At 63.2% G+C, this 22,735-nt stretch carries 19 protein-coding genes and 1 rRNA gene; 12 read left to right on the forward strand and 8 right to left on the reverse strand.

What is annotated here, in order from left to right; genetic code table 11:
* Nucleotides 1–3 precede the first annotated feature (3 nt).
* Nucleotides 4–120, forward strand: a 5S ribosomal RNA gene (gene rrf, locus D8M36_RS00005).
* 282 nt (nucleotides 121–402) lie between these two features.
* Here the strand turns inward: rrf and D8M36_RS00010 are convergent.
* A complete protein-coding gene (locus D8M36_RS00010; protein WP_161970166.1) occupies nucleotides 403–1,044 on the reverse strand; it encodes a hypothetical protein in 642 nt (213 codons plus the stop codon).
* Here D8M36_RS00010 and D8M36_RS00015 point away from each other — a divergent pair.
* The 11 genes from D8M36_RS00015 to D8M36_RS00065 are packed head-to-tail and all read left to right on the forward strand — an operon-like array spanning nucleotide 1,024 to nucleotide 12,973.
* Nucleotides 1,024–1,830 carry a hypothetical protein gene (locus D8M36_RS00015; protein WP_126845775.1) on the forward strand — a complete coding sequence of 269 codons (807 nt, stop codon included), beginning with the start codon at nucleotides 1,024–1,026 and terminating at the stop codon, nucleotides 1,828–1,830. The genes D8M36_RS00010 and D8M36_RS00015 overlap by 21 nt on opposite strands.
* A 1-nt stretch (nucleotide 1,831) precedes the next feature.
* Nucleotides 1,832–2,845 carry an HAD-IIA family hydrolase gene (locus tag D8M36_RS00020; protein WP_238638322.1) on the forward strand — a complete coding sequence of 338 codons (1,014 nt, stop codon included), beginning with the start codon at nucleotides 1,832–1,834 and terminating at the stop codon, nucleotides 2,843–2,845.
* A gap of 10 nt (nucleotides 2,846–2,855) precedes the next feature.
* Nucleotides 2,856–3,716 carry a TlyA family RNA methyltransferase gene (locus D8M36_RS00025; RefSeq protein WP_238638324.1) on the forward strand — a complete coding sequence of 287 codons (861 nt, stop codon included), beginning with the start codon at nucleotides 2,856–2,858 and terminating at the stop codon, nucleotides 3,714–3,716.
* A 50-nt stretch (nucleotides 3,717–3,766) separates the two neighbouring features.
* Nucleotides 3,767–4,723: an NAD kinase gene (locus D8M36_RS00030; RefSeq protein ID WP_126845781.1), complete on the forward strand. Its 957-nt coding sequence runs from the start codon at nucleotides 3,767–3,769 to the stop codon at nucleotides 4,721–4,723.
* Nucleotides 4,724–6,436, forward strand: coding sequence for a DNA repair protein RecN (locus D8M36_RS00035; protein ID WP_126845783.1), 1,713 nt, complete (start codon nucleotides 4,724–4,726; stop codon nucleotides 6,434–6,436).
* Nucleotides 6,433–7,614, forward strand: coding sequence for a putative cytokinetic ring protein SteA (gene steA, locus D8M36_RS00040; RefSeq protein ID WP_065247674.1), 1,182 nt, complete (start codon nucleotides 6,433–6,435; stop codon nucleotides 7,612–7,614). Before D8M36_RS00035 ends, steA begins: the two co-directional genes overlap by 4 nt.
* Nucleotides 7,611–8,684 carry a copper transporter gene (locus tag D8M36_RS00045; RefSeq protein ID WP_126845785.1) on the forward strand — a complete coding sequence of 358 codons (1,074 nt, stop codon included), beginning with the start codon at nucleotides 7,611–7,613 and terminating at the stop codon, nucleotides 8,682–8,684. The genes steA and D8M36_RS00045 overlap by 4 nt, the downstream gene beginning before the upstream one ends.
* A complete protein-coding gene (locus D8M36_RS00050) occupies nucleotides 8,681–9,568 on the forward strand; it encodes a hypothetical protein (protein ID WP_126845787.1) in 888 nt (295 codons plus the stop codon). The genes D8M36_RS00045 and D8M36_RS00050 overlap by 4 nt, the downstream gene beginning before the upstream one ends.
* Complete coding sequence (gene murJ, locus D8M36_RS00055) at nucleotides 9,565–11,235, forward strand: murein biosynthesis integral membrane protein MurJ (RefSeq protein ID WP_161970167.1); 1,671 nt, start codon at nucleotides 9,565–9,567, stop codon at nucleotides 11,233–11,235. The genes D8M36_RS00050 and murJ overlap by 4 nt, the downstream gene beginning before the upstream one ends.
* Before the next feature lie 4 nt (nucleotides 11,236–11,239).
* Entirely contained in the window at nucleotides 11,240–12,370 is a 1,131-nt protein-coding gene (locus D8M36_RS00060) for a glycosyltransferase (RefSeq protein WP_074296971.1), read from the forward strand.
* 3 nt (nucleotides 12,371–12,373) lie between these two features.
* Entirely contained in the window at nucleotides 12,374–12,973 is a 600-nt protein-coding gene (locus D8M36_RS00065; protein WP_074296969.1) for an NUDIX domain-containing protein, read from the forward strand.
* Here the strand turns inward: D8M36_RS00065 and D8M36_RS00070 are convergent.
* The 7 genes from D8M36_RS00070 to glgX all read right to left on the reverse strand — a co-directional run bounded on the left by D8M36_RS00070 (nucleotide 12,970) and on the right by glgX (nucleotide 22,687).
* Nucleotides 12,970–14,220: an HRDC domain-containing protein gene (locus tag D8M36_RS00070; protein ID WP_074296968.1), complete on the reverse strand. Its 1,251-nt coding sequence runs from the start codon at nucleotides 14,218–14,220 to the stop codon at nucleotides 12,970–12,972. The genes D8M36_RS00065 and D8M36_RS00070 overlap by 4 nt on opposite strands.
* A 7-nt stretch (nucleotides 14,221–14,227) precedes the next feature.
* The gene (locus D8M36_RS00075) at nucleotides 14,228–14,836 is read right to left on the reverse strand and encodes a DUF3000 domain-containing protein (protein WP_074296966.1); all 609 of its coding nucleotides are present in this window, start codon (nucleotides 14,834–14,836) and stop codon (nucleotides 14,228–14,230) included.
* 69 nt (nucleotides 14,837–14,905) lie between these two features.
* Entirely contained in the window at nucleotides 14,906–15,346 is a 441-nt protein-coding gene (msrB, locus tag D8M36_RS00080) for a peptide-methionine (R)-S-oxide reductase MsrB (protein ID WP_074296965.1), read from the reverse strand.
* Nucleotides 15,343–16,128, reverse strand: coding sequence for a dihydrofolate reductase family protein (locus D8M36_RS00085; protein WP_126845791.1), 786 nt, complete (start codon nucleotides 16,126–16,128; stop codon nucleotides 15,343–15,345). The genes msrB and D8M36_RS00085 overlap by 4 nt, the downstream gene beginning before the upstream one ends.
* A complete protein-coding gene (gene treZ, locus D8M36_RS00090) occupies nucleotides 16,128–17,909 on the reverse strand; it encodes a malto-oligosyltrehalose trehalohydrolase (protein ID WP_074296962.1) in 1,782 nt (593 codons plus the stop codon). The genes D8M36_RS00085 and treZ overlap by 1 nt, the downstream gene beginning before the upstream one ends.
* Nucleotides 17,906–20,425 (reverse strand): malto-oligosyltrehalose synthase, encoded by a 2,520-nt coding sequence (treY, locus tag D8M36_RS00095; RefSeq protein ID WP_126845793.1) that lies wholly within the window; start codon nucleotides 20,423–20,425, stop codon nucleotides 17,906–17,908. Before treY ends, treZ begins: the two co-directional genes overlap by 4 nt.
* 30 nt (nucleotides 20,426–20,455) lie before the next feature.
* Nucleotides 20,456–22,687, reverse strand: a complete 2,232-nt coding sequence (gene glgX, locus D8M36_RS00100; RefSeq protein ID WP_074296958.1) for a glycogen debranching protein GlgX — start codon at nucleotides 22,685–22,687, stop codon at nucleotides 20,456–20,458.
* Nucleotides 22,688–22,735: the final 48 nt, after the last annotated feature.

Here is a 22,735-nt window from a genome sequence, read left to right on the forward strand (position 1 = left end):
TGTTTCGGTGGTCATTGCGTTGGGGAAACGCCCGGTTCCATTCCGAACCCGGAAGCTAAGCTCAACTGCGCCGATGGTACTGCACTCGGGAGGGTGTGGGAGAGTAGGACACCGCCGAACTATTCTTTCGGGTTTGGGCCCTGGTCGCAGCGACCAGGGCCCAACACGTTTAACCCCCGCTTTCCTGTAGTGATCACCGAATGCTCCTTACCAGTGTGAACTTGGCCGGAAAACGGTGCCTACGGAGGCCTCGGACCGCTCGCGTCTATTAGCGTAGAACTACGTTGTGTACCGCGCTTGCGCGGGACCGCCAACGATGAGAGTTCCCCGCGTGCTGCACGATCGTGCCCCGGCGCGCCCCCTGTGAGGAGTTGCGGATTGTCCGACAACGAAAGCTTTGAATCAGACTCGCGGTCTGCCCGCGATGACCGCCCCCGCGCCAAAGGCGAGTATGGATCGCGTAAGCCGCGTTCCGATGCCGGGCGCGCAGAAGGGCGTAAGAATGTGCGCGGTGAACACGATCAGCGGGGCGGAACCGGTCGCGAGGGCAAGCGACGGTCCTACGGATCTGATCGCAGCTCGCGCTACACCCGCGCTGGCCGCGACGGTGAATGGAAGAATCGCCGCACAAAGCGCGATGATCGTGATGGTGAACGACGCTGGGGTCGTGAGGATAGGCCGCGTCGTGATGGTGAGCGTCGCCGGGGTCGTGAGGATAGGCCGCGTCGTGATGGTGAGCGTCGGTGGAGTCGCGACGGCAAGCCCCGACGCGAGGGTGATCGCCGCCGAGGCGAATTCAAGGGTCGCGAAGGTCGCCCGGGTCGCGGAGATCGCGGCTTCCGCCGTGACCGTGATCAGAGGCGTTTTGAGCAGCGCGAACGTCTGTCGAGCGCGGAGGGGTTTGAGGCGGATCGGCAGGAGCGTTTGCGCGAAGGTCGCGAGCCCTTCGTTCCCGCGGAGATTACCGGCAGTGAGCTCGCCCCCGAACTGCGTGGCACGCTCAAGGCTCTTACTAAGGAACAAATGGAGCGAGTGTCTCGCCACCTCGTAGCCTGCGCGATGCTGACGGAAAGCGAACCGGAACGGGCACTCGAACACGCTAAATGGGCTGCGCGTTTCGGAGCGCGCGTTGCCTCGGTACGCGAACTTTACGGCGCCTTGCTTTACGAGGCCGGAGATTACCGCGGTGCGATGCGCGAAATGCGCGCAGCGATGCGCATGAGTGGGAACGTCGATCTTTTGCCGATCGTTGCCGACTGCGAACGCGGGCTCGGCAGGCCAGAAAAAGCCTTCGACATTGCGCAGTCCGAAGAGGCGGCAAAACTTACCAACGCCGAAACGATTGAACTCATGATGGTGGTTGCGGGCGCCTATGCTGACCTCGGCGATCTAGATACGGCGATCGCCACCCTCGAGATTCCCGCGCTGCGCTCCAAGGTCGATGGAAAATGGCAGTTCAGGCTGTGGCTCGCCTACGCAGATCTCCTCGAGGCCGCAGGTCGGGCCGACGAGGCCAAAAAGTGGGTCACGCTCGCCGCCGATGCCGACGTCAACGAAGAAACCGACGCGTATGCGCGCCTTGGGCGCGCCCCGCGTCCTCGCGAGGCAGCCATCGAGCGCACCGAGGAAGAAATCGGTGTGTTCGACGTGGAAGCAGACTTCGAAGAAGCCGAGCGTGAAGCCGCAAAAATTGAAGCCCTGAATGCTCAGCAGTCGTCGGACCTCGAAAAGGCGAGCGAGTCAGCCGAGCCCCCCGCTTCTCCTGAGACTCCCTCATCTCCCCTGACCCCAGGTCCCTCCGATGCTGATTCCCCTTCCGAGGAGGAATGACGTGAAACTTCCTGAACCAACGTTCGTCGATCTTTTCGATGCGCTCCTGTTTGATATGGACGGGACGCTCATGAACGGTGCGCGCGTGATCGAGCACGGTGTCGAGGCGATGGCCCATGCTAGAGCTAAGGGCCTCGCGATTGCCTTCGCCACAAACAATGCCTCGCGCACGCCAGACATGGTGGTTGACCACCTGACATCGCTCGGCTACGAGGCCCATGCGAACGAGGTCGTGAACTCGCCGATGGTGGCGATGAGCCTTGTGAAGAAGCATGTTGAGCCGGGCAGCACCATCCTCGTCGTGGGCGGCCGTGGGCTTGTGGAAGAGGTCGAGCGGCATGGTTATACCGTGACGCGTGAAGACCGCGAGGATGTCAAGGCCGTCATCCAGGGTTTCGCGCCGACCGTTGGCTGGGCTGATCTCGCGGAGGCGGCCTATGCCATTCGCCGCGGTGCGTTTTTCGTTGCCACCAATATTGATTCGACCCTGCCCACGGAAAAGGGTTTTGCCCCCGGTAATGGCGCGCTCGTGCATGCGCTCGAGTTTTCGACTGGGGTGAAGGCCATCGCGGCAGGCAAGCCTGAGCCGGCAATGTTTACGGTCGCGGCGGAAACTGCCGGATCGACGCGCCCGCTCGCGATTGGGGATCGCCTCGATACCGATCTTGAAGGCGGCAATCGCGCGCAAGTTCCCACTTTTCACACGCTCACGGGAGTTTCGAGCTGGCTTGATGCCGCGCACGCGCCGGCGATCCAGCGCCCTGTGTTCGTGCGCCCGAACCTCTCGTTCCTTGCGCAGAGCGCCGCGCACCCCGTGATTGACGGCGAGCGTGCGCATCTGGGAGGGACTTCAGCTCGTCTTGAGGGAGGCGACATCATCGTGACAGGAGATGTCTCCAGCTGGCGTGCAGCGCAGGTCGTCGTGTCGCTCGTCAATGCCCGTTTCCCCGAAAGTGCTTTCGAAGGCGAGATCCGCGCGGAGTCAGGCGAACTCTTCGCGCCGTTTGGAAAGTAGCGTTTCCGTCGTGCCGCGTCTTGATGCCGCGCTATTTGCGCGCGGCCTCGCGCCTTCACGTACCCATGCACGCCGTATCGTCGAGGAGGAACGTGCCCTCGTGAATGGTCGCCTCGCCCGAAAGCCCTCGATGAGCGTCTGCGCCACTGACGTGCTTGAGGTGCGTGACATCCCCGAGGGGGGAGAGTTCGCTTCGCGTGCGGCCCTCAAACTCGAGGGAACGCTCGAGCGGCTCGGAGCGCGGGCTCCGCGCATCGAGGGGGCGCGGGTGCTTGACCTGGGAGCGTCAACCGGAGGTTTTTCCGACGTGTGCCTCCGCCGCGGTGCACGCCACGTGTGGGCGGTCGATGTTGGCCACGGGCAGCTTCTCGCACGCCTTGATCGCGAGGAGAGACTCGCCAACCTCGAGGGTACTGATGCGCGCTCTCTCACGAGATCCGTGCTCGCCGCGGCAGAGCCGAACGGAGTGGGCACTCCCGATCTCGTGGTCACCGACGTGTCGTTTATTTCCCTCACCCACATTCTTGAGGTGGCCGCGGGGCTCGTGGAACCGGGTGCTCCTCTCCTTTTCATGCTCAAACCTCAATTTGAGGTGGGGCGTGCGCGGCTGCCAAAGTCGGGCGTCGTGACCGATCCCAGGGCTTGGCGCGACGCGCTTATGAGCATCGTCGAGTGCGCCAGAGGCGTCGGACTTTCGCTCCTGGCTGTGCACCCGAGCCCGCTTCGGGGGCAGGACGGGAATATCGAGTTTTTTCTTCTGTGCGAAAAATTGCCCTTTGGCACACGCGCGGCCGAGGGTGAATGTGGAATGATCGAGGGTGCCCTTGCCGAAGCCGAGGGTTGTCGTCGCGAAGATTGCGCTGGCTCGTAGGAGCTGGGCGCGCCGCACGTTCCGGGAGGAGGAGAGTCCTGAGGCGTTTTTTGCTGTACGTTCACACGGGCCGCGTCGTGGCTCTCAAAGCGGCGCGAAGAGTTGCTCAAGACCTCCACGCTGCTGGCGTGAAGCCAACCTTGACGCGGGCGCAGGCCGAAGAAATTGCCGCGTGCACCGATGAGCCGGAAGCCCGTGCGCTCGTCGAGACGATTGGTGCCGGCCAGCTCGAGGTTCTCGACCACGAAAAACTGCCGGCAGAAACTGAACTGTGCATCGTCCTTGGCGGCGATGGCACGATCCTTCGCGCGCTTGAGTTGATCCGCCCGCTGAGCATTCCGGTGCACGGCGTGAATCTCGGGCACGTGGGCTTCCTCGCGGAGAGTGAAGTGGCGGAGCTTGGTGCGACCGTGCGCAGGCTCCTTGCACGCGACTACGTTCTTGAAGCGCGAAGCGTGATCCGCACGAAGGCCTTTGCTGCGAGCGGTGCCCTCCTTTACGCCGATTGGGCTCTCAACGAAGCGAGCCTTGAAAAGAGTGAGCGGGCGCGCATGATCTACGTCGTAGTAGGTATCGACGGACGCCCCGTTTCGGAGTTCGGGTGTGACGGGGTGCTCTTGTCGAGCCCCACGGGCTCGACCGCCTATGCGTTCTCGGCGGGTGGCCCCGTGATGTGGCCCGAGGTCGACGCGATGCTGCTGGTTCCCCTCGCCGCGCACGCGCTTTTTGCGAGGCCGCTCGTGATGGGTCGCTCTTCCGTTGTGGAGATCGAGATTTCGCCTGACTCGCCTTCGCCCGCCCTGTTAACGCTCGACGGCCGCCGCCAGGTTGAACTTCCACCCGGCTCACGTCTCGAGACTCACCTTTCGAAAAGCAGCGTCCATTTTGCGCGTTTTGCGGAGACCCCGTTTGCGGATCGACTCGTGGAGAAGTTCAAGCTTCCCGTGGAGGGCTGGCGCGGTGGCAATCCCGATGCGCGGTACGAGCCGGGCGCGGAGGAGAGCTGAATGCTGCGATCGCTTTCGATTCGCCGCATCGGGGTTATCGACGATGCCTCGATCGATTTTGGGCCCGGTTTTACGGCGCTCACGGGCGAAACCGGTGCGGGCAAGACCATGGTGATTACGGGCCTCGGCCTTCTTATGGGGCGCCGTCTTGATTCGCGGCGGGCCGGTGTGTCGAGCACTGTTTCAGGGCGCGTGGGCCTTGAAAAAGGCGCGCCCGTTCTTGCACGACTCGATGAGCTGGGCGCAGAGGTGGAAGACGACGAAGTTCTCGTGGTGCGCCGCGTGACGAAAGAAGGGCGCTCTCGCGCGCACATTGGCGGAGCTCCGGTTCCCGTGGGCACGCTCGGCGAGGTCATGGGGGCAGAAATCACGATCCACGGGCAGAGTGATCAGCTTCGCCTGCGAGAGCCGGCCGCGCAGCTTGCGGCACTCGACTTGATTCTGGGGGAGGAGGGCCGACGCTTGCTCGCCCAGCATCGTGCCCTTTTCACTGAAAGTGTTTCCCTCGAGAAAAACGTCCAGCGCCTCTCGAATGCGCTTCGGGATCGCGAGCGGCGCGAGGTTGAGTTGAACGAGATTCTCCAGGCGATCGAGGCCGCGAGCACTTTCGAAGGTGAGGATGACGCTCTGCGGGAGGAAATTGCGCGCTTGAGCGATGCTGCCGACACCCTCGCGGCGCTCGAGGGTGCGCTCATGCACCTTGCCGGCGATGAGACTTCGAGTGTACTGACCCATGCCGATGCTGCTGCCGCTTCGCTTGGCTCGGCGCCCGGAACCCCAGAGATCCTCAATCGCCTTCTTGCGCTGCGTGAAGACGCGAGCGAGATCGCACGCGAGATCTCGCTTGTGCGCGACGGGTGGGAGGCTTCGCCGGGAAGACTCGAGGAAGCGCAGGAGCGCCTGCACGAACTCAGCGTTCTCGTGCGCGACCTCGGCCCACGTCTTGGAGGAGCGCAGAGTGTGAGTGCGCTTTTGCATCATTCGCGCGAGGCACTAGAGGCTCTCCATGAGCTCGAGGACGGAGCGAAGCAGCTCGAAGAGTACGAGAGGCGCCGCAGGGAGCTCGAGGGCGAGCTTACTGAGGTGGCATCGGCGTTGAGCGCTCAAAGGCGCGAGGCGGCCACTCGGCTTGCGGGGGAAATTGAAAGCGAGCTCGCGGAGCTCGAGATGCCAGGTGCGGCGCTTCGCATTGATGTTGAACCCGCGGCGCGCACCGCGAGCGGCAGTGACCAGGTGACGTTTACGATGCAACCGCACCCCGGTGCGGAGTTCATGCCGGTCGCCACCGGCGCGTCAGGCGGCGAGCTTTCCCGCGTGATGCTCGCACTCGAGGTCGCTATTGCTTCGCTTGCCGAGGCGTCGCGCGGCGGCGTCCATCCGGTTTTTGTTTTTGACGAGATCGATGCCGGGATCGGAGGGCGTGCGGCTCGTGCCGTGGGCGAGCGGCTCGCGCGGCTCGCCGAAAGTGCCCAGGTCATCGTCGTCACCCACCTTCCGCAGGTGGCATCGTGGGCCGGCTGCCACGTGCGAATCGTGAAAGAAACGCGTGTCGAGGATGGCGAGGAGCGCACACTCTCTCGGATCGAGCCGCTCGAGGGGGAGGCACGCGTACGGGAGCTCGCTCGAATGCTCGCGGGGGATGCGGAAAGCGATGCTGCACTCGAGCATGCAGCGGAATTGCTCGCGACCTCAACGGGGGTCCGTAGCGCGTGAGTAGTGAATATGATTTCCCGATCGCTGGTCGGGCGAAAGTTGGGGCACGCACCAAGGATCTGACGAAACGCGTTGAGCCTGGCGACATCGTGGTGATCGACCACGAGGACATTGATCGTGTCGCCGCCGAAGCGCTCGTAGATCGCCATCCGGGTGCTGTGCTCAACGCCGCCCCATCGATTTCGGGCCGCTACCCGAACGCCGGTCCGAAGATCCTCGTCGACGCCGGTATTCCCGTTTTTGACGTCCTGGATCAGGATTTGTTCGACACGGTGCGCGAAGGGCGGTTCGTCGAGATCGACGAGAATGGTCTCTCGCTGAGTACCGGCGAGCGGCTTGAAGCGGAACTGTACTCACGAGAGGTTCTCGAGGAAAAGCTCGAGAAGGCCCGCGAGGGGCTCAGCGAGCAGCTCGAAGCCTTTGCCTCCAACACGATGGAGTACATGCTCCGAGAACGAGAACTGCTCATTAACGGTGTGGGAACGCCCGAAGTGCACACGCGTTTCCAGGGGCGGCCGGTCCTGATCGTTGTGCGCGGCTACCACTACCGTGAGGACCTCGCGACCCTCGTGCCGTTCATTCGCGAGAACAGGCCAGTCATCATCGGTGTTGATGGTGGCGCTGACGCCGTTCTCGATGCCGGATATCGGCTCGACATGATCATCGGTGACATGGATTCGGTTTCCGACCGCGCGTTGAAGAGCGGCGCTGAAATTGTTGTGCATGCGTACCGCGATGGCCGTGCACCGGGTATGGAGCGCATTCGTGAGCTTGGCCTCGCGGACGACGCCGTGACGTTCCCGGCCTCCGGTACAAGCGAGGACATCGCGATGCTCCTCGCTGACGATCGAGGTGCTGACGTGATCGTCGCCGTGGGCACACACGGGACTCTCGAGGAATTTCTTGACAAGGGCCGAGCGGGCATGAGTTCGACCTTCCTCACGCGTTTGCGTGTGGGATCAAAACTCGTGGACGCCAAGGGAGTCTCGCGCCTGTATCGCCAGCGCATCTCGACCATTCAGCTTGTTTTCCTCGTTGTCGCGGGGCTTCTCGCACTTGCCGTTGCACTTTCGGTGACCGACGGAGGCCAAGCACTCATCCAGATTCTTGGTGCGAGGCTCGATGATGCCTTGCGCTTTTTCACCGCTCTGTTTACCCAGGGAGGACCAATCCCATGATCGACTTTCGCTATCATCTTGTCTCGCTCGTGGCGGTGTTCCTCGCGCTCGCGATTGGTATCGTGCTCGGCGCGGGTCCCCTCCGCGACGGTGTTGGGCAGACTTTGACCGCACAGGTCGAACAGCTGAGAGTGGAACGCGATGAGATGCGGGCGTCGAACGACGCACTCACCGCCGAAAATGACGATCTCGAGGGTTTCGTGGAATCGTCTGGCGCAGGACTCGTGACCAACACGATGCGCGGCGAGAAGGTCGCGACGATTGCGGATCACTCCTCGCTCAGGAAGGAAGCCGAGGCCACGCGCGCGCTTGTGGATGCCGCTGGCGGAGAGAGCGGCCCGCGCATTGAGCTTGGTCAGGCGCTGTGGGATCCCGCGGCGGAGGGCGAGCGCCGATCTGCCCTCGCGACGATCACGAAAACGTGGCCTGGCGTGAAGCCGAGAGGCGCCTCAACCTCCGAGATGCTCGCGTCGATCGTTGCGCGGGTCCTCGCACCGAGCGAGGACCTTGATGATGCGGCACGTCTGGAGATTGCGAAGGTCTTGAGTGCGAGCGGTGTCCTTACACTCGAAGGCGATATTTTCGCTGTCGATTCCGTGCTTCTGCTCTCGGGTGAAGAATCGCTGTTTGCGGTGACGAGCGATTCACCAGACTCGGCTTCGAACCGCGCGGATAATCTCCAGAAGGCTCGTCTTTCGCTTGTGACGACTCTCGACCGGCGAGGTGTATCGATGGCCGTTGCCGGTTCTTCGACCGCGCGCGGCAGTTCGGAAGGGATCGTATCGGATGTGCGCTCGGGCGATCTTCGCGACCGAGTCGCAAGCATCGACATGCTCACGTATGCCTCGGGTCCCGCGACGCTGACGCTTGCGCTTGCCGCGGCCCAAGTCGACATGCCTGGAGCGTTCGGCTCAGCTTCCGATGCCGAGACCCTTACCCCCGACGCGGCGGCGATTCGTGAGGCGTCAAAAGCGATGGCAGAAGAAAAGGGAGATGAGGATTCGCAGGAGCCGCACACCGAGGCGAATGAGAACGAAGACGCTCCCGCAAGCGATGGCGGTGGGCAATGAACGCTACTGTGCGCTCGATCATGCTTGGGGCAGGAGCGGCGGCAATAGCCTCGCGCGCATGTGCCGAGGTTCTCGATAGGGCCCCCGCTTCGCTACTCAAGCACCTCGCGCGCCGCAACTTTCGCGGCGAGCATGTCACGTTGGCCGAGGGGATCGAGGTCGCGTGCGCGCTCACTGCGGGTGCTCTCGTGAGTCTCGGCGCGAAATCAGCAACAGCGATGGCTCTCGTAGGTGCGGTTGGTCTTGGCGACGATGTGCTCGAGCCAGTCCTCATGCGCGGCGGTGAAGCGCCCCCGAAGGGACTCAAGGGGCATGTGGGGGCGCTCGCGCACGGACGCCTCACGACAGGGAACATGAAAATTCTTGGTATTGCCGCGGCAGCCGGCGTGCTCGCGCGAGAATGCGCAAGGGCTCGGGGAGAGAGAGGGGCCGACGCTTCCTGCTCTTCGACTGCTTTCGCCGTGGTCGATTGCGGTCTCGATACCGTTCTTATTGCCGCGAGCGCTAACCTCGCGAATCTTTTCGATCTTCGCCCCTCGCGGGCGCTTAAAGCAACGACGCTCGGGGCGATTCTTGCCCTTGCAGGTCCGTCGGGCGCACCTTCCTCGCGCGCGCGTGCCCGCCTTGCCTCCGCGCATGCGGCGGCGATGCTTCTTGCCGCACCTCGCGACTTTGGTGCGCGTGGCATGCTCGGTGATGCCGGTGCCAACGTGCTCGGCGCGAATGCGGGGGCCATGGCAGCACTTTCCTCTTCACGTGGTTTTCGCGCGGCGGTGGCATGCGTGGCCGTGAGTCTCACACTCCTTAGTGAGCGTGTGAGCTTCACGCGCCTCATTGTCTCCTCTGAAGTTCTCACAGCGTTTGACGAATGGGGGAGGTCATGACGGCTACCTCTCGAACCTCCTCGCTCGTGCGCGCTACGGGTCTTATCGCCGCTATCACGGTCCTCGCGCGTCTCGCAGGATTTGTGCGTTACCTCGTGTTCGGCGCAAGCGTCGGCGCGGGTGAGATCGGAACCGCGTACGCGAGCGCCAACCTCGTGCCGAGCGTCCTGTTCGAAGTTGCTGCGGGTGGTGCGCTTGCGAGCATGGTGATTCCGCTTATTGCGGGAGTCCTTGAGGAATCGCCTCGTGAGCATCACGGCGGAAGTCGCCTCGTTTCGCATGAGAGTGCCTCGGGGATCGTCTCGGCGCTGCTCACGTGGAGTGTGCTGCTCACGCTTGTGCTCGCTGCGGTGCTGTGGGTTGTCGCTCCGGTTCTCGCCCAGGTTATTCTCGGCAGCGGCGCCCTCGCGGCCCAGACGCCCGCGATTGACCTCGGCGCCCGCCTCATGCGGGTCTTCGCTCTTCAACTACCGTTCTATGCCGTGACAATCGTGCTCGGTGCCTACCTTCAGGCCCGCCGTAAGTTCTTTTGGCCTGCTCTTGCACCTCTCGTCTCGAGCGTGGTCGTCATGGGCACCTACGGGATCTATGCCCTCACCATTCCCGTGGGCGTTTCGCCTGCCACCCTTTCGACCGTTTCCGAGGCCGCGCTCGGCTGGGGCACGACGCTCGGTGTCGTGGCTATGGCACTGTGCGTGCTGATTCCGGCGGTGCGTTTCGGTTTCGCCTATAGGCCGCGCCTTGCCCTTCCCCGGGGCGTGCGCTCGCGCGCGCTGGGACTTGCGGGCTCAGGCCTTGCCACCGTCGGCGCCCAGCAGCTCACGACGGCACTGATCCTCGCACTCGCCGTTCGTGCGGGCGGCACGGGAACCCTTCCGCTTTTCCAGTACGGTCAGGCCGTGTATCTCTTGCCTTATGCGGTACTACTCGTTCCCGTGATGACGAGCGTCTTTCCCGAGCTTTCCGAACTTCGTGCCCTTGGTGATCGGGTGAAATTTTCGGCCCTCACGCTGCGCTCGGTGCAAACGGTCGTGGCCTTTGCAGCGGTGGGCGGTGCGGCGCTCTGGGGTGCGGGCATGCCGATCGATCGGTTTTTCGTCGTGGTCGATCGTTCAGGTATCCGCGGGGTTGGCGCTGTCACGGCGGCACTTGCCATGGGACTCATCGCGTACGGGATTGTGATGCTGACGACCAAGGTGCTCTACGCGGCGCTTCGGCCCGGAGAAGCGCTCGCGATCGGCGCAACCGGCTGGGGAATTGCAGGTGTGCTGATCCTCGTGACAGTTGTGACGTCACCGCCGCGAACGACGGCGACCGCCGGGGTTCTTTTTGGGCTGTGCATTTCCGCAGGAATGTGGATTGCCGCGATCGGTGCACTCAACCTTATTCGCGAACGTGTGTTGGTCCGTGAACACGTGCGACCACTTGTCACGACGGTTCTTGCGTCCATCATCGCCTCCGCGCTCGGGTCGATCGCTGGGCTTGGGCTTGCGAAGCTGCTGGGCGAACTGTTCCGTGGCGTGTGGGGCACGCTTATTCTCGGCATCGGCACCGGTGTTGCAGGGGCAGCTGTGTGCCTCGGCGTGCTCATGCTCGCCGATCGTGCGCTCGCGGCCCCCGTGCTTGGACTCGTTTCGCGCCTCGTGAAAATCCCGAAGGAAGCGTAGCGGTATGCGCCGTGTGATTCTCGTGCGGCCGCGCGCAGAAGGCGGTCTTCTCGCACACGTGCGCGAGGAAGCGCTCCTTCTCGCACGTGCGGGTGTGCGCGTTGTGGACGCGGGGGAAGAGGCCCTCGTATCCAAGGCTGCCTGCAACGCCAGCGCATCCAGCATCCACCACAGGCCTCTCGTAATCGCGTCCGGGGCGTCGCCGCGTCAAGCATTGGGTGCACGCCGGGCGCTGCGGGAGATCGTCCGGGAGGAAGTGGAAGGCGCCGACGGGGAGCTGCTCACGGTTCATGCCCACGGTGCGCGAGCGGGAGCGATCGCGGCCCTCGCGCTCACGCCAAAGCTTCGCGCGCGCGTGCGTCTTGTCACGACGCTCCATAACCGCATGCCAGGTTCGGGCTTTGCAGCACTCATTGGACGGGCGCTCTTCACCCTTGCGTCGCGAAAGAGCGCTCTCATACTCGCGGTGTCGCCGGACCTCGCACTTGCCGCGCGTGCCCGCGGAGCACGCAGGGTTGAGGGCGCAGTCATCCCGGCACCTGGCGCGGCGCTCGACGGTGAACGGGGGCCAGGCCAGAGCGATGTTCTTCAGGTCTTGTGTGTTGCGCGCCTCGCGCCTCAGAAAGACCTTGCGTGCCTGTGCGAGGCTGCACGGATCGTGGAGGAACGGTACCCCGGCGCGCTTCGCGTGAGGATCGCGGGGGAGGGGCCCGAACGCCAAAACCTCTCCTCACGAATTACCGCCGAGAAGCTCCCCATAGAGCTTCTCGGCCGGGTAGAAGATCCACGCGCCCTCATGCGCGAGGCCGATGTCGTTGTGCAGACGAGTCTCTGGGAAGGCCAGCCCGTCGCGCTCCAGGAGGCCATCAGCGAGGGCGCCGCGGTTATCGCCACGGATGCGGGCGGTACCCGGTGGGTGACGGGTGAGGAGATCCCTTTGGCCGCGCCGGGGGAGGCGCGAGAGATCGCCGAGCGGCTCATAGCCGTGCTTCCCACCGTGCCCGGTTCCCGCGCGCGTCTTGAACAGATGCGCGAGGCCTCGCGACGACGCGCGGAGCAACTTCCCACTGAGGGCGATTTATTAGCGCAGCTCGAGGGCGCGCTTTTTCCCGACACACGCGACGAGGAGCGATAGTGCATGAACATTCACGAGGACACGCTTGCCGACGATTTCTGCCCACGGCCCGTTGCCGAGAGTCGAACCGTGTACGAAGGGCTCGTGTGGAACGTCGCTCGCGATAGCGTCGATTTCGCTCCGGGCGTGCGTTTTTCCCGCGACTACGTTTCGCACACGGGTGCAGTGGCGATTCTCGCCTTCACGGTCGAGGGCGAAGCGATTGTGATCAGGCAATACCGACACCCCGCCGGTGCTCACATGTGGGAGCTTCCCGCGGGCCTCCTCGACAAGGAGGGCGAAGATCCCGCCGCGGCAGCGTTACGTGAGCTCGAGGAAGAAACCGGGTACACAGCGCAGAGCGCGCGCCACTTGCTCGACTATTACCCGAGCGCTGGGGGCTCAAACGAGAAAATTCGCGTGTACGTGGCGCACGAGTGTACGAAGGCTGCGACCATCGGTTTCACGCGCGTCGACGAGGAAGCTGAGATTCTCACGCGCACCGTGCCACTTGACGATCTCGAAAGTGCTGCGCTTTCGGGCCGCCTCCACAATAGTGCACTTCTCATCGCAACCCTCGCCTACACGTCACGCGTGCGGAAAGGCGAGGACGTCGCGATCTAGGTGCTCGGAGGAGTGTGATCGCGCAGCGATTCGATGATCGCGGGCGTCGCTTGTGCAGCTTGCCACGGCCGCGCGCCTACGGCCTCGAGTTCGCGCTCGATCTGTTCGGGGCTCGCGTGAGGTATACGGTGTTCCGCCTCGGCGTTGAAGTGATTCCACACCCAGTGGCGCACATGGCCGGGAGAAATGAGATTCTCGACCGGCATGTGTAGTTCATCGGCGCGCGCAAGAAGCCCCTCACGAACCTTCTTGTAGGCGCCGAGAACCTCCGGGAAACGCTTCGACCACGACCGGTGATTGGGGTAGGGGCCCGCGGCTCGCGTCGAGGGGAGGTGCACGCGAGGAAGTTCGCGTGCTTCGCGTACGCATCGCCACCACTGCTCGCGATGCTTGAGATTTTTCGGTGCCGCCTTGTCGAATGCTTCGCGGCCTTTGCTCGAGGCCTTCGCCATGGCCACGAGTGGTTTATCGCGAAGCACCATGAACGGCGCGATATCGGCATGACGAGCAATCGAATCGCGTCGCTCCCACATCGCACGTGCGACCGCCAGCTGAAGCGGGCTTTTGAGAGTACCGAGCCCGTGCAGGCTGCGCCATGGTTCATCGGGTGTGTCGGGGTGCGCAAATGTTGCTTCGAACGCAAATTCTTCTTGAGCCCATGCGGCTTTACCGCTCTCGTCGAGCCGCCGCGTGAGAGCAGCCTTGAGCTCGGCGAGGTATTCCACATCGAGTGCGGCATAGTCGAGCCATGATTCCGGAAGCGGCCTCTTCGACCAATTCGCGCTCGAATGCTCCTTGGCGAGTCGCACACCGAGAAGTTCTTCGGTGAGGGCGCCAAGATTCACCTTGGGCAGTCCCAGAAGTCTGGCGGCGACCTCGGTGTCGAAAAGCGCGGGTGGTGTCAGCCCGAGCATCGAGAGTGAGGGAAGGTCTTGTCGAGAGGCGTGCAGAATCCACGGGTGAGAGTTCATGATGTCCGTGAAAGTTCCCGGGAGTTGGCACGCGAGCGGATCGAGCAGCAAAATTCCGGCCGCCTCGGTTTTGATCTGCACGAGGTAGGCCTTCGCGGAATACCGGTAACTCGAGGCCCGTTCGACATCGATCGCAAGGTCCTCGCCGCTTTCAACGCGCTCACACCACTCGAGGATGCCCTGGATGGTCGCCACGAGAGCTGGAGTTCCTCCCGCGGGCTTCTTAATGAGAGGCGCGGATGCGGTTTCCGTCGCCTGAGCGTTCGCGTCAGTCATGGATCCTTTAGCGGTCCTTCGCGGCAGAAAGATGAGGAGCCCTCGCACGGTGCGAGGGGTGAAGAGGGCTTACGGATAGCGGCTGCGGTGGGAGACCACCGGCAGCGCACAGAATCGCGGACCACGCGCCAAAGTGAGGCCCGAGGGCGAGCGAATCCGGTGTCCACGAAGCACGCATCTCGACGTCCACAGTCGTGGGGCGTGCCGCGAGCGCCCCGTAACTTTGCGACACGACGCGCGTCACGGTGCATCCGAGTTCGTGTGCCTCGGCGCCCGCAAGTTCAAGCGACTCGGTGACCCAGCTCCACGCGACATCGCCGAGCATCGATTCGAGGGCGAATTCGTGCTCCAGTTGGGCTTGGATAAGGGTCACGACCCTGGCCCGGCCCTTCCAGTCATCCTTGCCGTTCGGGTCGTAGAGCACGATGAACTTTCCGCTCGCGAGGTCGGTGTCGTGCATGACGACGTCGGCCTCGGCCGCCCATGAAAAGGGTGCCAGGCGAGAAGGCGCGGGGATTTCTTCCCACTGAACCTCGTGGCGGAGGGGAGCGGCAGTGAGCGCGTCGATCGCGCTCACGAATTCTTCGCGCTCCTGAGGAAAGTGATGAATGGCCACGGCTGCAAACCTATCGCCCCGTGTCGTGATGGCGGGGGAGGCGCGCCGCGACCGCGTTACTCGGCTGAGTTACTCGGTCGAAGCCTCCGCATCGTCGCTGTGAACGAGGCAGATGGAATTGATGCAGTAGCGCTCGTTGGTGGGCGTGGGGAACCCTTCACCCCTGAAAACGTGCCCGAGGTGCGATCCACATGAGGCACAGCGCACTTCGGTGCGAACCATGCCGAGGCTGCGATCCTCACGCAATTCCACGCGGTCGCTTTCGGAAGGTGCCCAGAACGCGGGCCAACCGCAGTGGGCGTTAAACTGTTCGCTTGCGCGGAAAAGCTCTGCACCGCACGCGCGGCACGCGTAGGTCCCGGCTGCCCGCACTTCCTCGTATTCTCCCGTGAACGGACGCTCGGTTCCGGCTTCGCGAAGCACATGGTATTCGTCAGCGGTCAGGCGCTCACGCCACTCATCTTGAGAAAGAGCATACGGGTACTGGCCCTCACCGAAGGGTGTGGTCATTGGTCCTCCTTGGACTTGACGGTTGTGTAGCGTTCGATGCACGCGCCGGGACTGTGGAAAAGGTCCGTGAGGTGCCACGAGAGGCGGTGCGGTTTTCCGACGCTTGCTCGGGGTGCCTCGCCTCCCACAGTGATCGCCGAGCGTGTCCATACAAGTTCATCGAACGCCCCATCATCGAAAAACATTCCATTGACGCGAGGACCACCTTCAACCTGGATTCCGCGAAAACCGCGGTCCGCGAGCGCCGAGACAATCGCACGGGCGCCAGCCGCTTCGATGATTGACTCGCGCGAAAAACCACTCGCGCGCGCGACTTCGGCGCCTTTTTCGGGAGGGCACACGAGAAACGTCGGCCAGTCCTCATCGATGCTCGGCGGGATCTCGCCGCTTGTCGTAAGGATCGCAAGGGCAGGGAACTCCGCGCTGCACGGACGCAGCCTTTCGCGGCGAAGATTCTTCCGGCCCGAGGGGCGGCGAAAGTCCTCGCTTCGCACCGTGGTCGCTCCGCACACGATGATGTCGGGAAGCGCGCGAAGAACTGTGAGCGTGAAAAAATCCCACGGATTTGAGAGCGAAGCGGAGGAGCCATCCTCACCGGCGATGGCCCCGTCGAGGCTCTGATTCATCATCGAGCGCACGTGGACGCAATCGGGGGGAAATGCGAGCACGTCACCGAGACGAAGCGCCCCTTCATCATCGAGCGTGATGCGCTCGAATGCGGGAGCGCCGCCGCCCACGAGGCGGGAGAGCGGTGCGGTCGTGTCTGGGTCGATTTTCGCCATCAAGCGTCGGACCTTTCGCACACGAGTGCCCCCGCCCCCTCGAGCGTGAGGCTCTCTCCCTCGAGGTGTGCCCCACCGAACGAGGCTAGTTTCCGCACGGGAGAGGGCGACTGCCACGTCACGGGGGCGTCCCCGCGTGAGGCAAGAATGCTGTAACGTCCCCGATGCATGAGGATGGCCCCCTCGGTGAGCACCTCCACCTCGATCGAGGCGAAATCGCCGCACTGGAAATCGTTGTGCTCGCGCCGAAGGGTAAGGAGAGTGCGGTAGAACTCGAGGAGCGCCGCGTGCTCTCCGCTTTGAGTTTCACTCCAGTCGAGGAAAGACTCCTCAAAGGTGGTGCGCGCCTGGGGGTCGGGAACCGCGTCCCCCCAGCCCATGCGTGCAAACTCTTCCCTTCGACCCGTGCTCACGAGTGGGCCGATTTCTTCGCCATGGTCGCTGAAAAACGCGAACGGCACCTTCGTACCCCACTCTTCGCCCATGAAGACCATCGGTGTCGTGGCACCGAGGAGATAGAGCGATGCGAGTGCCGCGTGGGTGCCGAAGCCGATCGTCTCTGTGAGGCGGTCACCCGCAGCTCGGTTGCCCACCTGATCGTGGTCTTGGATGAACGCGACGAAGGCGTGCGCGTTGTAATCGCCGCTTGCGGGATCAACCTTCTGGCCCCAGGTCTTCCCCCGAAAGGTCGAAAAGGAGCCATCGTGCTCGAAGATTCGCTCGAGAGATTTCTTGACGCCCCTCGCTTCTCCGAAGTCGACGTAATAGCCCTCGCGCTCCCCGCTCGCCCACGCATGTAAGTGATGATGAATGTCATCGGCCCATTGAGCATGCATTCCCAACCCACCCTCGGCCACGGGCGTGACCGTTGCGGGATCATTGAGGTCAGACTCGGCGATGAGCGAAAGCGGGCGACCCGCCTCGGTACTCATGCACTCTACGGCTCGGGAGAGCTCAGCAAGAATATGCGTGGGAGAGTCGTCGCGAAGTGCGTGTACGGCATCAAGTCGAAGCCCGTCGAGGTGGAAATCACGCAGCCACTGGCGCGCATTCGCGATGATAAACGCGCGCACCTCGCTTGAACCATCGGCGTCGAGATTGACCGCGGGGCCCCACGGCGTGGAATGAGTATCTGTGAAGTACGGGCCGAAGTGCCCGAGGTAGTTGCCGTCGGGACCGAGGTGGTTGTACACGACATCGAGGATGACGGCGAGGCCGCGCGCGTGCGCAGCGTCGACAAAACGCGCCAAGGCCGCGGGGCCGCCGTAGGCCTCGTGCGTGGCGTAAAGACCAACGCCGTCGTACCCCCAGCCGCGTTCACCGGGAAACGCTGCGATGGGCATAATCTCGACCGCATTGACGCCGAGCGCACTGAGCTGGTCGAGGCGTGCGATCGCGGAGTCGAATGTGCCCGCGGTCCCGGTTGTGCGATCTGCGGCGAACGTACCGATGTGCAGCTCGTAGATGACCTTCCCGCGAACGTCCATGCCCTTCCACGGAGCCGTGAAGCTCAAGGATCGCGGGTCGAAGACCTCGCTCAGGCCGTGTACGCCCTCCGGTTGTGAAAGCGAGCGCGGGTCGGGCAGCGGTGATGTCGAGCCGTTAAGGAGGAAGCCGTAGCGGTCACCGGGCTGTGCCGCGAGGCCGGGAGCGTGCCACCAGTCGCCATCGCCGCGTTCCATCGCGATCTCACGGCGATGTGTGCCAGTGCGCGGCTCGAGCGCAAGGGCGACCTCGCGGGCGTTCGGCGCCCAAACCTCGAAGCGCGAATAGTCTCTCATCTTCCACCCTCCTCCAGGCCGTCGGCATCCTCGCGCACGAGGAGCGCGATGGGCCAGTCGGCGAGCAGCGCGTCGAGCTCGAGCGTTCCGCCTTCGATCCTCTCGCCCGTGAGAACGTTCGTGTAGCGTCCCTCGTCGATCACGATCCGTGCACCCCGCCAGCCTTGAGCGCGCGTGTCGAGCACATGCGGAAGACGAGTGGCGATGGTCACGACCTCGGCAGGGCCGCCAGCGCGGGCACGGGCAAACGCGACCGCGTGGGCGGACGACGTGGGGAGCGGCAGGTAGGTGGCATCGGGACCTATGAAAGCTTCGCGTCGATCGCGCCGGGCCTTGAGGGCGCGGTGCACGAGCAGGAGCTTCTCTTCGGCGATGCCGTCTAGCGCCTCACCGGCAAGAAGGGCGTCGAGCCGACTAGCGTGCGCATCGTGGTTCGCCGGGCGGCGGTTATCGGGGTCCACGAGGCTCAGATCGAGAGTCTCGTTGCCTTGGTACACATCGGGAACGCCGGGCATGGTGAGCTGGATGAGTTTCTGGCCGAGGATCGCCGTGCGCTGCGAGTCGAACGTGAGCGACGTCCACTCGTCGAGGATCGCGCGCACCTGCGTGCTGCCGAGAGCCCACCGCGCGAAGTCGAGCACCTCGCGCTCGTATTCCTCGTTGCCATCGACCCATGCCGTATGCACCTTCGCCTCGCGCATCGCCTTCTCGAGATAGCCCGTGAGGCGCTCATTCGTGAGGGGAGCGAGCCTCGAACCGGGAAGATCTGTCATCGCTGCGAGGGTCTGCCACACGAAAAGTTCGATGTGGGGGTCCACGAGAGGACCGCGGTGGTGAGTGCTTGCGGAATGCAGGCGCGCCACGTACGTGGCCCATTCCGACGGATACTCGGTGAGCGCCGATAGCCGCGCGCGCACGTCCTCGCTGCGCTTCGTGTCGTGCGTCGAGAGGGTCGTCATCGAGGCGGGGAATGTTTCGAGCATATGCACGCAGAAGGCATGAAGCGCCTCGGGATCCACGCCTATGCGCCTCGGATCCGCTCCCACCTCGTTCACCGCGAGAAAGCGGTGGTAGCGGTAGAAGGCCGTGTCCTCGAGCGACTTTGCGTGAACGGGTCCGCACGTTTGCGCGAACCGCGTCACGAACTCGGCACGCAGCGGATCGAGAGTGCCGTCGGGCATGAACTGCCCTTGGCCGGCAGCGAGCGCGGTGATGGTCTCGAGCGCAGCGAGGTCATCCGCGTCGTTGCCGATCTCGAGGGCCGCGCGCTCAGCGGCCTCTGCGAGCACCTCGCGTTCGGTAGCGGGGGCTTTTTCACCCGGCACAATGTACGCACGGTAGCGGTCCATCGCCATCAGGAGTTCGATAATGGCTTGTTCGAGCCGACGCGTGGTCGTGTCCCGAAGCATGATGTCCGCATCGCAAATACGCCTCGCAAGGCGAACGAGCCGCGAGATCTCAGCCCACAGTGAGCCGTCGATGATCTCTTTTGCGCTTTCACGCACGATCTGGTCGAACGAACGGGTGTCGGAAGTGAAAACCTGCCACAGGCGCGTGAGTTCCGTGGCACCGACCGGGTCGTGGAACAACCCTTGGACGCGCCAGAGGGCGTCGTAGCCCGTTGTTCCCGCGACCGGGAAATCCTCGGGGAGCGACTCTTCGCCCTCGAGAATCTTTTCGATCACTGTCCAAGCGCCACCGGTCGCGCCCTCGAGGCGTCGAAGGTACCCGCGGGGGTCCGCGAGGCCATCGGGGTGATCGATCCGGTAGCCGTCTATGATGCCTTCGGATTGGAGGCGGATGAGCGTTTCGTGAGTCTTTTCGAAGACCGAGGGGTCCTCGACCCGAATGGCGGCGAGGGTTTCGACGTCAAAGAAGCGGCGGTAATTCAACTCGTCGGTTCCGATACGCCAATACGCGAGGCGATAGTGCTGGGCCTCGAGCAATTCCACGAGGGGAAGGTCCTCGGTGCCCTTCGCCAGCGGGAAAACGTGATCGTAGTAGCGAAGGACGCTCTCGGTGCGCACCGAACCATCGGGTTGCGGCACCTCCGCCTCACTTCGTTCGAACTCCTCGTCGAGGATCGCCTTTGCCACGGGACTGCCCAGAACGGGCAGCACGATCCCGTGTTCACCTCGCCAGTCGATATCGAACCACGAGGCGTAGACGCTCTCTTGCCCCTCCCGCAAGACTGACCACAGGGCGCTGTTGTGCCAGATTGGCGTGGGAATCGTCATGTGATTCGGGACGACATCGACGATGAGGCCCATGCCGCGCTCGTGCAAGGCATCCGCGAGCCTCCTCAGCCCTTCCTCACCGCCGTTCTCCAGGCTCACGTGCGAGTGATCCACGACGTCGTAACCGTGCATTGAACCAGGTGAAGCCTGGAGGATCGGCGAGATGAACGCGTGAGTGACCCCGAGCCGGTCGAGGTACGGCACGAGTTTTTCTGCGTCCTGGAAGGTGAACTCGGGGGTGATCTGTAAACGGTAGGTACTCGTAGGTGCATCGAGCATGGGCGATCCCTCTCGTTGATGAGGCGTGTCTCAGTACTTCTCGCGGCCGTCTCCGCCTTCGGGCTCGCTTGGTGCTGCGGGAGTCAGCACTGACGTATGCGGAGTGAGGGGAGTGGTGAGAGACGTAGCGTCGTCGTTTTCGCCAGGGGGAGTCAGGGGCCCGCGGCCGAGAACGAGTGTGGTGAACGCAGGGCGCGTGAGCACCTGGCCGGCCTTAACCGTGTCGCCTTGGTTCAGCGACTTCGACGTTGAGGCGGTCACCACCCATTCGAGGCCGTACTCTTCGCCCGGCACCGTGAATTCCACGTCTGTTTCAGAGGCGTTAAACATGAGCAGTGCTGAGTCATCAACAATGTGCTCGCCACGCTTATTCGGCTCAGGAATCGCACTCCCATTGAAAAAGACCGTGAGGCATTTCGCGACTGGGTCGTTCCATTCGTCGTCCGTCATCGGGGTGCCGTCAACGCCGAGCCACGCGACATCAGGCAGGGTCGACTCCGCGCCATCGCGTACCTCGCCGAGCAGGAAGCGGCGGCGACGGAAAATCGGGTGGGCGCGGCGAAGCTCGATCAGCATGCGAGTGAAGTTCAGCATCTCCTGCTGGCGCGGACTAATCTCCCAGTTCATCCATGAGATCTCGTTGTCCTGGCAATACACGTTGTTGTTGCCCATCTGCGTGCGACCGAGCTCATCACCGTGGAGGATCATGGGCACGCCCTGGCTGAGCAGCAATGTCGCCATCATGTTCTTCGTGCGTTGAAGCCGAAGATCGAGGATGGATTCGTCATCCGTCGGCCCCTCCGCGCCCGAGTTCCACGAACGGTTATTCGATTCGCCGTCGTTGCCACCTTCGCCGTTGTCGTCGTTATGTCGCTCGTTGTAGCTCACGAGGTCGCGCAGGGTAAAACCGTCGTGAGCCGTGAGGAAGTTGACGGAGGCGATTGGCGTGCGCCCCGTGTGTTGATACAGGTCACTCGAGCCAGCGAAACGATTCGCGAACTTCGCGAGCATGCCCGATTCCCCGCGATGGAAATCGCGCATGGCATCGCGATATTTCCCGTTCCACTCAGACCACAGGGGAGGGAACCCACCGACCTGGTAGCCACCTTCGCCGAGGTCCCACGGCTCCGCGATGAGTTTGACCTGGGAAATAATCGGATCCTGCTGAATGATGTCAAAGAAGCTCGAGAGGCGATCGACCTCGTGGAGTTCGCGCGCGAGGGTCGAGGCCAAGTCGAACCGGAAACCATCGACGTGCATCTCGGTAATCCAGTACCGGAGCGAATCCATGATGAGCTGAAGGACGTGTGGCGTGCGCATGCGCAGGCTGTTGCCCGTGCCGGTCGTGTCGTAATAGTGCGCGAGATCCTCGTCCACGAGGCGGTAGTAATTCGCGTTGTCGATCCCGCGGAAGCACAGCGTGGGTCCAAGATGATTGCCCTCGGCCGTGTGGTTGTACACAACGTCGAGAATGACCTCGATGCCTGCAGCGTGGAGGTTTTTCACCATCTGTTTGAACTCTTGAACCTGTTGGCCCGTATCGCCCGCGTAGGCGTATTCATTGTGTGGGGCGAAGAAGCCGATCGTGTTGTAGCCCCAGTAATTGCGAAGCCCTCGATCCTGGAGATGTCCGTCCTGAACGAACTGGTGAAGCGGCAAGAATTCAACCGCCGTGACACCGAGGGACGTGAGGTAGTCGATCGCCACGGGGTGTCCCATCGCCACGTAGGTACCGCGGATGCTTTCGGGGATTTCCGGATGCGTCGCCGTGAACCCCTTGAGGTGCGCTTCGTAAATGATCGAATCGTGGTACTCGTGCGCCGGAGGGTGATCATTGCCCCAGTCGAAGTAGGGGGAGACCACGACGGAGTGCATCGTGTGGTCTTTCGAATCGAGATTGCTGAGCTCATGGGGGTTTTCGAGGTCATAGCTCAGGAGGCTCGCATCCGTATCGGGCATCCCTGCGATTGCGCGCGCGTAGGGGTCGAGAAGCAGCTTCGAAGGGTCACATCGATGCCCCGCCGCCGGATCATAGGGCCCGTGCACGCGAAAACCGTAGCGCTGCCCCGGCTGAACAGCAGGGAGGTACACGTGCCACACGAAAGCATCCACTTCGGTCATCTCTACGCGGCGTTCGGAGAGATCTTCGCCTATGAGGCAGAGCTCGACCTTGTCGGCGATTTCTGAATAGAGAGCGAAGTTCGTGCCGCTGCCGTCGAAAGTCGCACCGAGCGGATAGGGGGAGCCTGGCCAAATCTGCACTGTGAAAGATTCCTTGCGCTGAGGCAGCGGGTAGCTGCACGTGAACAG

The sequence above is a fragment of the Dermabacter sp. HSID17554 genome (genome assembly GCF_003989295.1).
GTDB classification, from domain to species: Bacteria; Actinomycetota; Actinomycetes; order Actinomycetales; family Dermabacteraceae; genus Dermabacter; species Dermabacter vaginalis.

Coding starts and splice junctions, on each gene's coding strand:
- murJ (WP_161970167.1), top strand. CDS start 9,565: ATGACGGCTACCTCTCGAACCTCCTCGCTCGTGCGCGCTACGGGTCTT.
- D8M36_RS00050 (WP_126845787.1), top strand. CDS start 8,681: ATGAACGCTACTGTGCGCTCGATCATGCTTGGGGCAGGAGCGGCGGCA.
- D8M36_RS00015 (WP_126845775.1), top strand. CDS start 1,024: ATGGAGCGAGTGTCTCGCCACCTCGTAGCCTGCGCGATGCTGACGGAA.
- D8M36_RS00035 (WP_126845783.1), top strand. CDS start 4,724: ATGCTGCGATCGCTTTCGATTCGCCGCATCGGGGTTATCGACGATGCC.
- treZ (WP_074296962.1), bottom strand. CDS start 17,909: ATGAGAGACTATTCGCGCTTCGAGGTTTGGGCGCCGAACGCCCGCGAG.
- D8M36_RS00085 (WP_126845791.1), bottom strand. CDS start 16,128: ATGGCGAAAATCGACCCAGACACGACCGCACCGCTCTCCCGCCTCGTG.
- D8M36_RS00065 (WP_074296969.1), top strand. CDS start 12,374: ATGAACATTCACGAGGACACGCTTGCCGACGATTTCTGCCCACGGCCC.
- treY (WP_126845793.1), bottom strand. CDS start 20,425: ATGCTCGATGCACCTACGAGTACCTACCGTTTACAGATCACCCCCGAG.
- D8M36_RS00060 (WP_074296971.1), top strand. CDS start 11,240: ATGCGCCGTGTGATTCTCGTGCGGCCGCGCGCAGAAGGCGGTCTTCTC.
- msrB (WP_074296965.1), bottom strand. CDS start 15,346: ATGACCACACCCTTCGGTGAGGGCCAGTACCCGTATGCTCTTTCTCAA.
- D8M36_RS00070 (WP_074296968.1), bottom strand. CDS start 14,220: ATGACTGACGCGAACGCTCAGGCGACGGAAACCGCATCCGCGCCTCTC.
- D8M36_RS00045 (WP_126845785.1), top strand. CDS start 7,611: ATGATCGACTTTCGCTATCATCTTGTCTCGCTCGTGGCGGTGTTCCTC.